Below are 13638 nucleotides of genomic sequence, written 5' to 3' on the forward strand. Positions count from 1 at the left end.
CCCCAGCGGGAGCTATATATTGGAAAATGCCTGAATCCATAAGTAGCTGCATCTCTATTAGATCATTCAATGAGATGTAAAAGCTTATCTAGCTTCTATGTGAATAACACGCATGATCATGGATCGTGAAAGATTCTTACTCTATTCATCGGTTTTTGTCATAATGGGACTTTCCAATGCAGTGGTACCGGTACTCCCGGAGCTAGCAGCTTCCGGCCGGACAGGTACTATGACCCCTACAAGCCTTTTGTATTCAGCTTTTTTCCTTGGTGCACTTTTTACCATGCTTCCTTTCGGAATTCTCAGTGACAGATTTGGAAAACTTAAATTTGTGTTACTTGGAGTTATACTTTCCTTCATAGCAGGAATCGTCATGTCAATTACAGATAATTTCATGATGCTTGTAATGGCACGCTTCCTGGAAGGTGCGTCATGTGGTGCATTTTTCCCTGCTGCATTTGCAAGACTGGCAATGTTCAAACAAAAGATGCGATATATAGGAGAGTTCAATTTCCTTATCAATGGCGGACTTGCTGCAGGAGTCGCAGTTACTGGTTATCTGGCTGGGACCAATATCAAATATGGCATTTATCTCTTCGTACTGCTGACCATGCTGACCCTTGTCTTCGCATTCTATCACCTACTCCACTCTCACGTAAAAGGCAACGAAAAAAGAAAAACGGAAATATTCCCAGAATCCGGGATATCACCGGAGACAGGATCAACTGCGACCATAGCATCCACAGTACCCGCAGAAAGATCGTACCATTCATTGATATTTAGCAAAAGCTCACTCAGCGTCTGGATCACTTCTTTTCTTTTCGCGGGATCAAGTGGTGTGCTTATTTCCCTTTATCCTGATTATAGCATTGATCTCCTGTCAAAGACCGAACTCGGTATAGCCATTGCTCTTTTGTATATTTCAACAATGATTTCCTCACTTGCAGTCTCACACTTTGACCTGAACTATGAGGAATTGATCAAAAAAGGAATAGTCATAGCAGCATTCGGCGTTCTTGTAACAACATATTACCCCATCGCAGGATTTACTGTGATGGGATGCGGATCAGGGATCCTGTTCCTCGGCCTACCCCTGGCGATCACTGCAATGAAGGTAGAACATGGAATGGCAATGGGGATCTATAACACCTGCATCTATGCCGGCCTTGCATTAATGCCGCTTATAGCAGGAATATTTGCAGGAGTGCTCGAGATAGAGACCATATTCATAGCTACAGGATTACTGCTGGGTGCAACGGTGGTTCTGAACAGGAAATGAGTAATGATCCTGAGAAGATCATTATCTGGATAGATGCTTTTCTGAAGGACTTACAGAGAATATAGCCAACGGTTGAGATCATCATCAAAAGATATAATAACTATTAATATCGAACATATAAAAGGATAAGGACGTATCATTTTTGGATCGGATGACACGTTCCTGAAAAACAAAAGAGGAGCTACTAAAATGCTAACACTTGTAGTTGGCGGTTTTCTTGGAAGCGGAAAGACCACCACGATAATCAATACCGGAAAGTATCTCGTGGGCAAAGGGCACAAAGTTGCCATAATTGTAAACGAGATCGGAGAGATCGGGATCGACGGCGACATAATCAACAAGTTCGGTTTCGACACAAAAGAGATCACGAACGGATGTATATGTTGTTCGCTCAAAATGGGACTTCGTTCAACAGTGATAACGCTTTTTAATTCCTATAAGCCGGATGTCCTTATAATTGAACCTACCGGAATTGCATTCCCTAACGTCATCAAGAGAGAGGTCGAACTGATGGACCTTGGAGAGGGAGCGGAGATCGCACCACTTGTGACACTGATCGATGGCAGCAGGTTCAAACACCTGCTAAAGGAGATGAAACATTTCTCAAAGCGCCAGATAGAGGATGCAGAGATACTTGCCATCAACAAGGTCGACCTTATGGACAGGATGCAGATCCCTATCGTTGCAGAATCGGTTCAACAACTTAACAAAAAAGCTAAGGTCATCCAGATCTCCGGAAATACCACGGATGAGAAGTTCTATGACTTCATGAATTTGATACTTCCGGAAGATATGTTAAATGGATTCCAGAGAACTGCCCTTCAGCAAGCCGGAACTGCTGAGACAGCTAAACCATCCATTGCACCTGCAAATACCATCTCGCTTATCAGCAAGAAAAATATGGATATGATCAGGGATGAGCAGGAAACGGAGAATTCCATTGATGCCTCCGGTGTTGCAACATATGCTGCGGAATACAGGATCAATGGAAGGCTGGATATCGATAAAGCAAAGAAAATAGCTAACGATGTCATGACAGGCATAAAATCAGAGGTTCTAAAGCACAGTCCTGAGTTCATCGGTCATGTCAAGATGTTCCTTGATTCAGATGTGGACACGGTGAAAATGAACTTCACTGCGTACTTCGAAGACCCGAAATTAGAGCTGATCGAAACCGGGAAGAATGAAACACCCATATTAAAGATCCTTTCAGCAATATCTAACATGGAAAAAGCCGATCTTGTGAATATCGTGGATAGCTTCACAACAGATGTTTTCAAACGATATGGAATTGGTATCGAAAAGATCGACCCACATCACCATCATGAACATTCACCCCACCACTAACATGGTTGCCTAAAAATAGAAAAAAGCTCCTGACAACCGGATCAGGAGCAGCTGTTTTATTTAAAGATCCATTTACTGAGGATACATTATCCGAAATGATCAAAGATACAGATGTTCTGCCTCAGATCATACCGACGCCAACAAAGGTCAGTTTTGATTCCATTGGAGGGTGGTGCCACCCTTCTGGTGAAACATGCTTTTCAGTTACCGTCACATTTACATTGCTGTTCCTGACACCACATTCGTTCATATAGCTGTAGGTCAGTGCTCTGCCATGTTCATTGGCAAATGACAATGCCTGAACATATGTATCGAACTTCAATCTTCCATCAGGAGAAAATACGAAGAAATCCCTGTCAGGTTCATGCACTGATACCGGCTTGATCATGATCTCCAGCCTCTTGATACCCTTCCCGAAAAGTGCACCTGCAGCATTACCGACTTCTGCATGGTCAGGAACAATTATATCAGCATTTATGAAAGACATGATCTCATCCTTATAAGCGATCACGGGACCACCCAATAACACGACCGGGATTTCCACATCGAACTTTGCCTTGAACTTACCGTCAACGATCTTCTCAATACCGGTGGTTTCAACTCCTGGCAGGAGGTAAGACATCAGACTAAATGCCATGTTGCGGGCAAACCTTTTTTTCAGTGATGAAGATAGCTCATACTTGCCTGTGTTGTTCATCTTTGCAATGAGATCTGCGCCTATTTTCGATGCATCTGAATTCCACTCAGTGTACTCGCCCAGGACATGCAAGACATCAGTTGGCGTAAAACCGATTGCCTGGATAAGCCTCTTCTTGATGAGGGAGCTTAACACAAAAGAGGAAGGTGGCTTTTTCAACCTTGTTGACATCTCATCGAATGAAACAGGTTCATCGCCTATAACGGACAGTACCATCTCTTCGTTCTCATTCAGGTCAACGATCTCGTGTTCTGTTCTCACAAAGAACTTGGTCGGCTGGATGTTCTCATCAAAAAGCCTGCGTGAAGGGACTACTACCCGGTTCAGTTTTTCAAGGAATCCCTCATATTTGACAGCGGCAAGACATAGTGGCTCCACCCTTCTTGGACCCATGAAGACCTTTTTGTCCTTTGTCCATATATGACTGTCACCACCCATTGCAGATGTCTCCATGTGGATGGCCTTGACCCTTGTTTGCCAGCCACCGACCACTGCACCGGCCCCACTCAGGTCCGGGACATTTTGGTAAAGCATTGAGACATCAGTACTTGTGCCACCCACGTCTATGACGGCACAGGTATCCAGGTCCGTAAGATAGGATGCCCCGATCAGACTTGCAGCCGGACCTGAGAATATGGTCTCAATGGGTTTTTCCAGTGCGTCCCTGATACCAACCACCGAACCGTCGCACTTGAGCATGATAAGACGGGCATCCATATTCCTCCTTTTCATCTCAGCTATGATGGCATTAACAAAGTGTTTTCCAACAGGAAGTAACTGTGCATTCAGGTAAGCTGTCACCGACCTTTCATAAGCACCGATCTCCTGGGAAAGTTCGTGACCGCACACTACAGGTTTACCGGCAAGTTGCGTGATCAGTTCCTTGATCTTCAGTTCATGTTCTGGATTACGTATGCTAAAATGTGAAGAAACCGCAAATGCGGATATATTATCTTTTACCTTCAGGACGAAGTTCTTAACAGCCTGTATGTCAAGGGGTGCCATTTCTTCACCCATATGATCATGGCCACCAGATACGAAAATGATGTCATTGGTTGGGAAATCCTTTTCGACATTATGCTCACCTGCAAGAATAACGCCTACAGGATAGCCGGTATCTTCCAGAACAGTATTTGTGGCAAGTGTTGTGGAGAGTGATACAAGTTTCACTTTTTCAAGGTATTCCTCATCGATACCATCGATAGCATTCTTTATTCCTTCGATAAGGTCAGGATATGTTGTCAGTGCTTTATTGGAGGTCACAACTGACCTGTCTGAATCCCTTACAAGGATCGCATCGGTATAAGTTCCACCTGCATCGATACCTAAACTATATTGCATAATTTATCGCCGTCCCTTCTTACTTACAGATCAAAAAAACCTGCTATCAAATAATTTAGCCCGTACTGCAACATTGGAGGTTGAAGATCATTTTTCACGTAGATATATAAAAATAATTAGTACTATAATATAAAACTGAGTAGAAGATTATAAATTTAAAAAAATAAAGACAAATGTTTAAAGGAGATAAAGGAGTTTGTAAATATCTTAATATCACCTCCAGTTTGTTTTTTTCGTTTTTTCTCGTTTTTGTTATTAGGGAAGGATGTAAACGTAGTTAGTTTAAAGGTTCTCAAAATGTCTGGATACAAAGACCGTTTTTCAAGGTGTAGAAAAGTAGCCCCGAGGGGATCAGGGCTACTGTCCAATTCCGGAAAAACTTTCCGTCAATCCTGCTTAGAGACCGTAGTTCTCAGGCAGGAATACCTTTACCTCTTCCTTGTACTTGGTCATGCAGTCGCTCATAAAGGTTTCCTTGTCGTCTGTAAGTGCTTCAAGAGCAGCCTTTGCATCTGCGAGTGCACCCTTCTCGAACCTTGTGAGCTCGAGCTTTCCAGCTGCACCTTCTTCCATGATCTTAACAGACTCGAGTGCAGCGTTCTTTGCACGGAGGTAGATGTCCTCTCCGTCCTTGACGATAGCTTCACCGACACGGTATGCGTTGTCGTATGCAAGGACATAGCCCTGTGGGTCCCTGTACTTGTCGGAAAGTACCATGAGATCCCTGAGAACCTTCTCCTGACCGGTTGCAAGTGCAGTGTTCATCAGAGCACAGTCGTAACCGAGGGATTCTGACCAGCACTGTACGGATGTACCACCGAACTCTGCATGGTATTCGACGGACTCGTTAGACCAGAGGTCACAGCACTGCATGATGAGGTTACCCATGACATCGGAGTGAGCACATGTGGAAGTCTTACCTTCGAATGTCATTGGCATACCTGTGATCGCTTTGAGGATAACGTTCTCATATCCACAGTCCTTACCAGGACCTACAGCTCCAGCCTCATATGCTGCGAGTGATCTTGGTGCTGAGATAGCCCTTGCGATGATAGCAAGTGTGTGAGCAAGGTTCTTGTCGAGCAGTCCGCCTGCAATGAACATTGCAGTGTTCGCTTCGGAACAGTCGGTGTCACCAGCTGCAACAACGTTGTGCTTCTTTGCAACGTTTGCGACCTCCTGCCAGAGGAAGTCCATATCCATGGTACCAAGACAACCGATTGCATAGAGCATACCCGGCACATCGTTCCTCAGAATAGCGTAATCGAATATCTCCTTACCACCCATTGACTCAATGGAAAGAAGGTCAGCACCATTTGCTGCTACTTCCTCGAAGGATTCCATAAGGACGTTGAACTTGTCGCCTCTGAGTCCGAGGAAATCACGGTCTTCACGAATATCACCAACGGTGTGTCTTAATGCACATTTGATACCGTATTCATCGTGGAACTCTTCCATGATCTCTTTCTGTGCGTGTGCGACCTCTCCTCCCCAGGTTGGGTTGTTGGTCATCTGCTCAACGTGTTCTGTTTCAAGTACCACAGATGGGAAACCGACCTGGACCATACGGTTCATGATGTCGGTAGTGATCCTCTGGTATTCCCTGATAAGCTTCTCTTTTGATGCACCAGCTTCAGGTCTTGGAGCATAGTTCACTTCAGGGGAAGTATATCCGCCACCGATCTCGAGGTCAAGTCCTGCCTTTACAGGGAACTTTGATCTGCCGAAGATCATGTCATCTGCACTGTCATATGCCATCTTTGTGTATCTGTTGATTGCCATTATTATCACCTCTTTAGTGTTTGTGGAATTCCTCTTTCAGTGCACTCAGATCTGATCCTGCAAGAATAGCATTTGCGATCTTCGGTGCGTCAGCTGCTTCCTCACCATAGACACCAAGCTCGTATGTTGTTACGAAGTCCTGGTTTACTGCCCCACCACCACAGGCGAATGGGATCTTTATACCTGCTTCAAGCAGCCTGTCGTTGACGGCCTTGAAGGCATACATTGTTGTTGTCATCAGTGCAGTACCTGTAAGCATGATAGGGTTCTCAGCTTTGACAGCCTCGATAACTTCATCCACAGGGACATCACGACCAAGGTCAACGACCTCATATCCGTTTGCTCTGAGAAGTGCAGCAACGATGGATTTACCGATGTCGTGTACATCTCCTTCTGCTACGTGACAGACGACCTTTCCTTTTGAAACAGGTGCTTCGTCGGACTGTTCCTTACAGAACTCGATACCCTCAAGCATTGCATCTGCGGACATCATGACGTTTGGCAGGAAAATGATACCCTGGTCATACAGGTCTGTAACAACTTTCATACCTACCATAAGTGCATCATCGATCAGTGCAATTGGATCCCTTCCTGCATCAATTGCAGCTTCAAGACCTTCAATAACGTCATCTTCCTCACCTTCAAAGATGGCTTCTGCAATTGGCCTGTATAATTCATCCGTAGGATAGAGTTCAGCTGCAGCATCTTCAGGCGTCATAGCCTTTTCCATTTTCACATTGTACCTTACCAGAATTTCACTGGGGTCTAAATCGAAACTGGTCATTTTTTACTTCCTTTGCTTTTTTAAGTTTTTAACAACGGTGTTCGTAAAGTTTGAAAACCGTCATCGATCCAATCCATAGGACATCATTACGAAATCCTGATAAGGCGTCTGATGTTTTACTATATAAACATAACTATCTTTGAATTATAGTATATAGTTATATTGCTTGAGATAATTTATTACATACTGTTTATTTCAAGATATAATAAAGCAACAGATACTGAAAATGAAAAGTAAAATAAATGTTTGAAAAAATAAGATATATTACAAACCAATATGTTTATATATTAAAAACAAATTGCACGCTTTTTGAACTAATATATAAAGATAATCCAAAATCGAGATTCGATCAACATGCTCACATATAAAGAAATAAGTCTGTTGATAATGATTAATAATTTCAGGATCAAAAAATATTACAAATATTAGATACAACAAAAACGAAATATTTATATGTAATTTTACATCGATAAATTTTGACTACAGAAGAAGAAAACAACTTCAAAAGACACAATTAGCCTAATTATTTATAAAAATTTAAAGAGTAAATCATGGATAAATTGTAAAGATTACAGAAACGATTTTTGCATAAATTGATAAATATAATTATAATTTATTTTTCTTGTGTCTGAAAAAGTCAAAAATGCTTAAAAATAGATGGTCTCTGCAGCTCGTACCCTCATAACAAATGTTCCATTTCAATAGAAATATTGCTGGTTGCCGCAGGTTGAACGGAGAAAATTGATTCAAAAAGTAAAGAAAAAACTAAGAATAAATATTCAAAATCTCCTGGTCTTCATACTCTGACCGGACATCGGCCTGACAATTTTGACCTGATGTTTTTATCATTCCTATCAAAAACAACGATCCCTTTTTTCTTTATCTGGACAACACATTTGTCACCAACATTCTTCATTAGATCGTTAAATGTATTATTTGCGATCTCTGCTACCAACATAATCTCTTTCCCCACGATCTCAACTGAAACAAGACTGCTGGCTCCTTTGTTAACTATACTGGTAATGATCGCAGGGAACAGGTTCCTTCTCTGCTTCTTTTGTCCTTCACGTTCATCAAGTAGCAGTATATTCTCGGGCCTGATACCCCACGAAACCCTTTCCCCCAGCATGCAATCCAGAGGTTGTGCGGTTATCAATATGTCCTGCGTTCTCAAAATTGTGCTATTTAAACTTTTATCGTGATCAACAACCACCGCATCATCAAATATATTTGAGAGACCTGCAAGTTCTGCAACATGCCGGGTCTTTGGATGATAGAATACGTCTTCCGGACTGCCCAGATGCTGTACAACACCATCATGATAGACCACCACACGATCTGCCATTGTAAAGGCCTCTACCGGATTATGGGTGATGAAAAGCATTGGTATACCAAGTTCTTTTTGTATTGATTTCATCTCTGCGCGAAGTCTGATCCTGGAGACCATGTCCAGTGCAGAGAATGGCTCATCAAGAAGCAGGATCTGCGGCTCTGGTGCCAGTGCACGGGCTAATGCCACCCTCTGCTGCTGACCACCTGAAAGCTTTGCAGGATAGCAATTCTCCAGCTCCCCTATTTGCATCAGTTCCATCATCTCATCGACACGCCTTTGTATTGAAAGGGTATCCATCCCTTTTAGACCATAAGCAATGTTCTTCCTGACATCCATATGCGGAAAGAGTGCATAGTTCTGGAACACATAGCCAAGGTGGCGTTGCTGCGAGGGGAGATCTATATTCATCTGGTGGTCGAAATACACATCATCGTTTATTCTTATGTATCCGGAATCAGGTTTTGCTAATCCTGCAATGCATCTCAAAGTTGTGGTCTTTCCGGAACCGGAACGTCCAAAAAGAACCACAAGTTCATTATCTGCTTTGAAATCACAACCAAGTGAGAAAGTTTCTTTCCCACCCTTTTTTGCATCTTTGTTGTAAAACTTTTTTTGTATGCTGATCTCCACACCCATATGACCACCTTATACTTTCCATTTGTCGACAAGACTGCTGGTGATACCGATGGACAGCAGCGATACAATGATCAATATTATGACCAAAAGGTTGGCAAGCTCATTGTTCCCTGTCTGGAATGCACCATAAATGGAAAGAGACATCGTATTTGTTTTACCCGGTACATTGCCTGCTACCATCAGAGTTGCCCCGAATTCCCCTACAGCTCTTGCAAAGCTTAGAACACATCCTGCAAGTATACCTTTCTTTGCAAGTGGAAGGGTTATGAAAAGCACAGTCTCAAGTTCACTTCTTCCAAGTGTGTAGGCTGCATATTCAAGTTCCCTGTCCACCGTCTCAATTGCTGCAGTTGCGGTCTTGACCATTAAAGGTAGAGAGACAACAAAAGCAGCAATGACCGCTGCCTGCCAGGTAAAAAGTATACCCTCGCTGGTTATCCCTGATATGTAGCTGCCAATGATACCATTTTTTGCCAGTAAGATCACCAGCAGATAACCTGTAACCGTTGGCGGAAGCACAAGCGGCATTGTAACCATTGCTTCTGCAAAGCGTTTTCCTGCAAAGTCTTTCCTTGCGAATACATAGGCTATCAGTATTCCCATCAAAAGTACAAACAAAGTGGAAACTATAGACACTCTGAGAGTAAGGATCAATGGGAACCATACAGATTCCAGCATTATATCACCTGCCACCGTCCGATCGTGTCAGCAGGAAAAACCATAGGACTTCAGTATCATCTGACCTTTTTCTCCTGTCACAAAATCTACAAACCTATCTGCTTCTTCTTTGTTTCCGGATGACTTCACGATTGCTATCGGGTAAATGATCTCTGAACTTAGCGAGGGTTTACAGACAAAGTTGATATTTCCAGATCCTGAATTTTCAAGATCTGTCATATAGACAAAGCCTGCATCCACTTCTCCTGTTTCTACATAGGTAAGAACCTGTTTCACATGTTCCGCAAAAATGATCTTACCTTCAACTTCTTCCCATATACCCGCTTCAGTAAGAGATTGTTTTGCATATTTTCCAACAGGTACAGTATCAGGATGTCCCATGGTCAGTTTTTTTACTTCGCTGCTAGTGAGATCATCGATATTTGTGATCGCAAGATCACTGTTCCCGGGAACCACGAGGACAAGTGAGTTCGTTGCAAAATCTGCCCTTGAGCTGTTATCAATCATTCCTTTGGAATCAAGTATATCCATATGCCTCCCGGAAGCTGAGGCAAACACGTCGATTGGTGCACCTGCTTCTATCTGCATCCTGAGGGATCCGGAACTTGCCAGGTTCAGTACGACATCGATGTCAGGATTTTCTGTTTCAAACTCTGAGATCAGTTCATCGAATGCTTCAGTAAGACTTGCTGCTGCAGATACTGTAATAGTGGTACCGGGATCAATAGCATCATCTGCTGTCACCTATGCAGATGAGATAACCAGCACTGACATACAGATGAACATGATCCCGATTAATACCTTCATGCTCTGCTTCATATCAACACTTCGCTGAAGTCCGTGTTCTGACGACACATATCCAAAAAGTCAAAAGTTATGTCATGATACTGGCCAATATCATGACATAAACAATCCACTTTCATTCTGTAGCATCCCCCTTATTTCCAGGCTTTTTAGTTCCCGCCTGTTTTCGTCCACTTCAAGAAGTGTGTTGGTTATCCGATCCACAAGTTCCATTGCACCCCTATAACCAACAGTCAATATACGCTGTGCTCCTAACCTGTCGTGAATAGGGAAGCCGACACGTATGAGAGGTATTCCCAGTTCGTTGGAAATGTACTTTCCATTGGAATTTCCTATGAGCATATCACAATCGATCTCTTTCATTGAATCATTCAATGTATCGAAATCTACTCCTTCCAGTATTGTTGTTTCAAGGTCAGGCCGCAATTCTTCCACCCGTTTGCCGGCCATTCTGGTAAAGTTCTTGCTCTTGCTTCCGGATGCCACAAGTACCGGATGCATCCCCATCTCCAGAACAAGCGATAACAGACCCAATGTATTGTCCGGATCCCCATATATGGCTACCTTTACTCCATAGACATACTTGTGAGCGTCTATCATTGCATCGATCAACCTGCCCCGCTCTTCCAGAAACTCTTGCGGAATATCGATCTCTGCAATTTCTGAAAGTATGGAAAGCATTCTATCCGTGTACTCAAGTCCTATGGGTATTGGAATATCATAGGAAGGAACGTTGTGTGCAACTTTCAGATATTCTGCCGCTTTGTTATCATTAGTTATTCCCATGCCTATGGTTATTATGCTGTTCCCCATATTGGCAATGTCAGATAGCTTTGTTCCACCGGTAGCGATCTTTGGTAATGTCTCCTTCATTGGTGAATCGAATGTTTCGGAGACATCCGGCAGAAAGATGTAGGAACCAACAGTATCTGCAAGCATCTTTTTCAATTCACGGATATCCGCCGGAGAGATGCTTTCTTCAAGTATGAAATTCACGATCTTTTTTGTAAGGTGATCTCCACCAGGATCTGAAGTGAAATTCCTTACAATTGCTTCAACTGCTTTTATGTAACCGTTCGTGTGACTGGCCTCATAGCTTGGGGTGGACACCGGTATTATAGTAACTCCATCTGCAATACTGTTCTCTCTCCTGAATTCCTTAATTATCCTCTCAACATCATCCCCAATGGTCTCTGCAAGGCATGTGGTGGCAACACCAACAACTCTTGGCTCGTACCTCGAGATGACGTTGTTCAGACCTTTTATCAGGTTCTCGGTTCCACCATAGACAGCTCCTCTCTCGCTCAGGGAAGTTGAAGCAATGTCCATAGGCTCCCTGAAATGATGTGCCAGGTGAAGGCGCATATAAGTGCTGCATCCCTGTGAACCGTGGAAAAGTACCATGGTGTCCTCGATCCCCTTGAATGCCATTACACTGCCCATTGGCTGACACATTACGCAGGGATTTACCGTGGAATAATTCCTTTCGGTCATACTGTCACCTCCACTGCAGGATTGATCTGTGGCACATAAACTGACTTGTTTTCCACAGTATCTTTTTTCTCTGCCCTAACTCTGCCCATCTCACGCACAGGCCTCCAGACAGGACTGTTTATGGATGCGTCTATCTCACGTGCAAAGTTGACAAAACCATCAAATCCTTCGAATTCCAGGGTCCTGTCATGGTTGAAATCACAGAAAGCCACTCCAAGCTTGTAGGCAATGAATCGTTCCTTCACTCCCGCAACCATCAGGTCAGCCTTCTGCTTGACAATAAGCTCTGCAAGTTCCAGAGGATTCGCATCATCTACAATTACAGTACCATCTTTGACCTGGTAACTTATCTGCTTGTAATCATCCCTTTTCCCTGTCTGGGTTCCAATGATGACCACTTCCATTCCCAGTTCCCTGTATCCTTTGATAAGGGTCAGGGCTTTTGCTGCACCGCCCATGTAAATGGCCGCTTTCTTACCTTTGACCCTTTCCCTGATACGTGAGATCTCAGGTATGATGCGTGCAGTCTCCTCTTCGATGATCTCCTCTGCTATTTTTTTCATCTCATCTGATCCGAAAAATTCAGCAGTTGTCCGAAGGGCATTCCCAAGGTCTTCCATACCAAAGAAACTTATCTTCTGGAAAGGGATCCCATATTCCTTTTTCATCCACTTTGCAAGATATGTCATTGACCCACTGCACTGTACAAGATTCAACTGGGCACCATGACACTTTGAGATGGAATCTATCGTAGAGTCACCGGTCATTGAAGTGATCACCTGAATACCCATTCTCTCAAATAGTGGTTTTACAAGCCAGACATCACCAGCAACGTTGAATTCCCCAAGAAGGTTTATTCTGTACTCGGATCTGATCTCAGGTTCCTTTGTACCGATGATCTCCATCAGGGCATTGCAGGCAGCCTTATAACCATCTGACTTTGTGCCTTTGAACCCCTCTGACTTTACAGGGATCACCGGAATTCCGTGTATCTCTGTGGAAGATTTACATACGGCTTCAAGGTCATCCCCTATAATTCCAACAATACATGTGGAGTAGACGAAGATCGCAGGTGGATTATACTGTTCCACCAACTCATCAATGGCATTGGACAGTTTAGTCTCACCTCCGAATACCACGTCCAACCCCTTCATATCGGTACTAAAGCTTGTACGATAGGTTTCAGAATCACTGGATTTACTACCCCTGATATCCCACGTATAGCTTGCACATCCGATCGGACCGTGAACAAGATGTACTGCATCGGTCACCGGATTGAGTGCAACACGTGCTCCTGAATACACACAGGCTCTCTGGCTCATTGAACCTGCAATGGAAGTATTGTCACAGGCAAGAGGCGATCCGCCTTTTTGTGCCTGCTTCAGAGCAATGTAAGGCTGTCTTTCTTCAAGAGTATCCACTAAGTTAGTAATTTCTGGCATATCCTCACTCCTGCAAAATTT

Annotated in this window: 10 protein-coding genes; 2 read left to right on the forward strand and 8 right to left on the reverse strand. The window is 43.4% G+C overall.

From position 1 onward, the window contains the following. Nucleotides 1-112 precede the first annotated feature (112 nt). Nucleotides 113-1279 (forward strand): MFS transporter, encoded by a 1167-nt coding sequence (locus tag ACR3I3_RS10080; RefSeq protein ID WP_440952128.1) that lies wholly within the window; start codon nt 113-115, stop codon nt 1277-1279. Nucleotides 1280-1468: 189 nt separating this feature from the next. Further along, on the forward strand, nt 1469-2626 hold the full coding sequence (locus tag ACR3I3_RS10085; RefSeq protein ID WP_440952129.1) for a GTP-binding protein: 1158 nt from the start codon (nt 1469-1471) through the stop codon (nt 2624-2626). Between the two features lie 121 nt (nt 2627-2747). On the opposite strand, the gene ACR3I3_RS10090 is transcribed toward ACR3I3_RS10085, so the two are convergent. The 8 genes from ACR3I3_RS10090 to nifE form a co-directional block, all read right to left on the reverse strand. Then, a complete protein-coding gene (locus tag ACR3I3_RS10090; RefSeq protein ID WP_440952130.1) occupies nt 2748-4664 on the reverse strand; it encodes a hydantoinase/oxoprolinase N-terminal domain-containing protein in 1917 nt (638 codons plus the stop codon). Between the two features lie 396 nt (nt 4665-5060). Next, entirely contained in the window at nt 5061-6446 is a 1386-nt protein-coding gene (gene mtaB, locus ACR3I3_RS10095; protein ID WP_440952131.1) for a methanol--corrinoid protein co-methyltransferase MtaB, read from the reverse strand. Nucleotides 6447-6459: 13 nt separating this feature from the next. After that, nucleotides 6460-7230, reverse strand: a complete 771-nt coding sequence (gene mtaC, locus ACR3I3_RS10100) for a methanol--corrinoid protein MtaC (protein ID WP_440952132.1) — start codon at nt 7228-7230, stop codon at nt 6460-6462. A gap of 796 nt (nt 7231-8026) precedes the next feature. Then, a complete protein-coding gene (locus ACR3I3_RS10105) occupies nt 8027-9199 on the reverse strand; it encodes an ABC transporter ATP-binding protein (protein WP_440952133.1) in 1173 nt (390 codons plus the stop codon). Between the two features lie 9 nt (nt 9200-9208). Beyond that, nucleotides 9209-9877: a molybdate ABC transporter permease subunit gene (gene modB / locus ACR3I3_RS10110; RefSeq protein ID WP_440952134.1), complete on the reverse strand. Its 669-nt coding sequence runs from the start codon at nt 9875-9877 to the stop codon at nt 9209-9211. Nucleotides 9878-9904: 27 nt separating this feature from the next. Further along, nucleotides 9905-10621, reverse strand: a complete 717-nt coding sequence (gene modA, locus ACR3I3_RS10115; RefSeq protein WP_440952135.1) for a molybdate ABC transporter substrate-binding protein — start codon at nt 10619-10621, stop codon at nt 9905-9907. A 153-nt stretch (nt 10622-10774) separates the two neighbouring features. Continuing rightward, a complete protein-coding gene (gene nifN, locus ACR3I3_RS10120; RefSeq protein WP_440952136.1) occupies nt 10775-12175 on the reverse strand; it encodes a nitrogenase iron-molybdenum cofactor biosynthesis protein NifN in 1401 nt (466 codons plus the stop codon). After that, complete coding sequence (gene nifE, locus ACR3I3_RS10125) at nt 12172-13617, reverse strand: nitrogenase iron-molybdenum cofactor biosynthesis protein NifE (protein ID WP_440952137.1); 1446 nt, start codon at nt 13615-13617, stop codon at nt 12172-12174. Before nifE ends, nifN begins: the two co-directional genes overlap by 4 nt. Nucleotides 13618-13638 lie beyond the last annotated feature (21 nt).

The organism is Methanococcoides mangrovi (genome assembly GCF_052057775.1).
Lineage (GTDB): Archaea > Halobacteriota > Methanosarcinia > Methanosarcinales > Methanosarcinaceae > Methanococcoides.

Bases quoted from the DNA above. Each gene is read 5' to 3' on its own strand.
- ACR3I3_RS10080 (WP_440952128.1), top strand. From the start codon at position 113: ATGATCATGGATCGTGAAAGATTCTTACTCTATTCATCGGTTTTTGTC.
- ACR3I3_RS10085 (WP_440952129.1), top strand. From the start codon at position 1,469: ATGCTAACACTTGTAGTTGGCGGTTTTCTTGGAAGCGGAAAGACCACC.
- ACR3I3_RS10090 (WP_440952130.1), bottom strand. From the start codon at position 4,664: ATGCAATATAGTTTAGGTATCGATGCAGGTGGAACTTATACCGATGCG.
- mtaB (WP_440952131.1), bottom strand. From the start codon at position 6,446: ATGGCAATCAACAGATACACAAAGATGGCATATGACAGTGCAGATGAC.
- mtaC (WP_440952132.1), bottom strand. From the start codon at position 7,230: ATGACCAGTTTCGATTTAGACCCCAGTGAAATTCTGGTAAGGTACAAT.
- ACR3I3_RS10105 (WP_440952133.1), bottom strand. From the start codon at position 9,199: ATGGGTGTGGAGATCAGCATACAAAAAAAGTTTTACAACAAAGATGCA.
- modB (WP_440952134.1), bottom strand. From the start codon at position 9,877: ATGCTGGAATCTGTATGGTTCCCATTGATCCTTACTCTCAGAGTGTCT.
- nifN (WP_440952136.1), bottom strand. From the start codon at position 12,175: ATGACCGAAAGGAATTATTCCACGGTAAATCCCTGCGTAATGTGTCAG.
- nifE (WP_440952137.1), bottom strand. From the start codon at position 13,617: ATGCCAGAAATTACTAACTTAGTGGATACTCTTGAAGAAAGACAGCCT.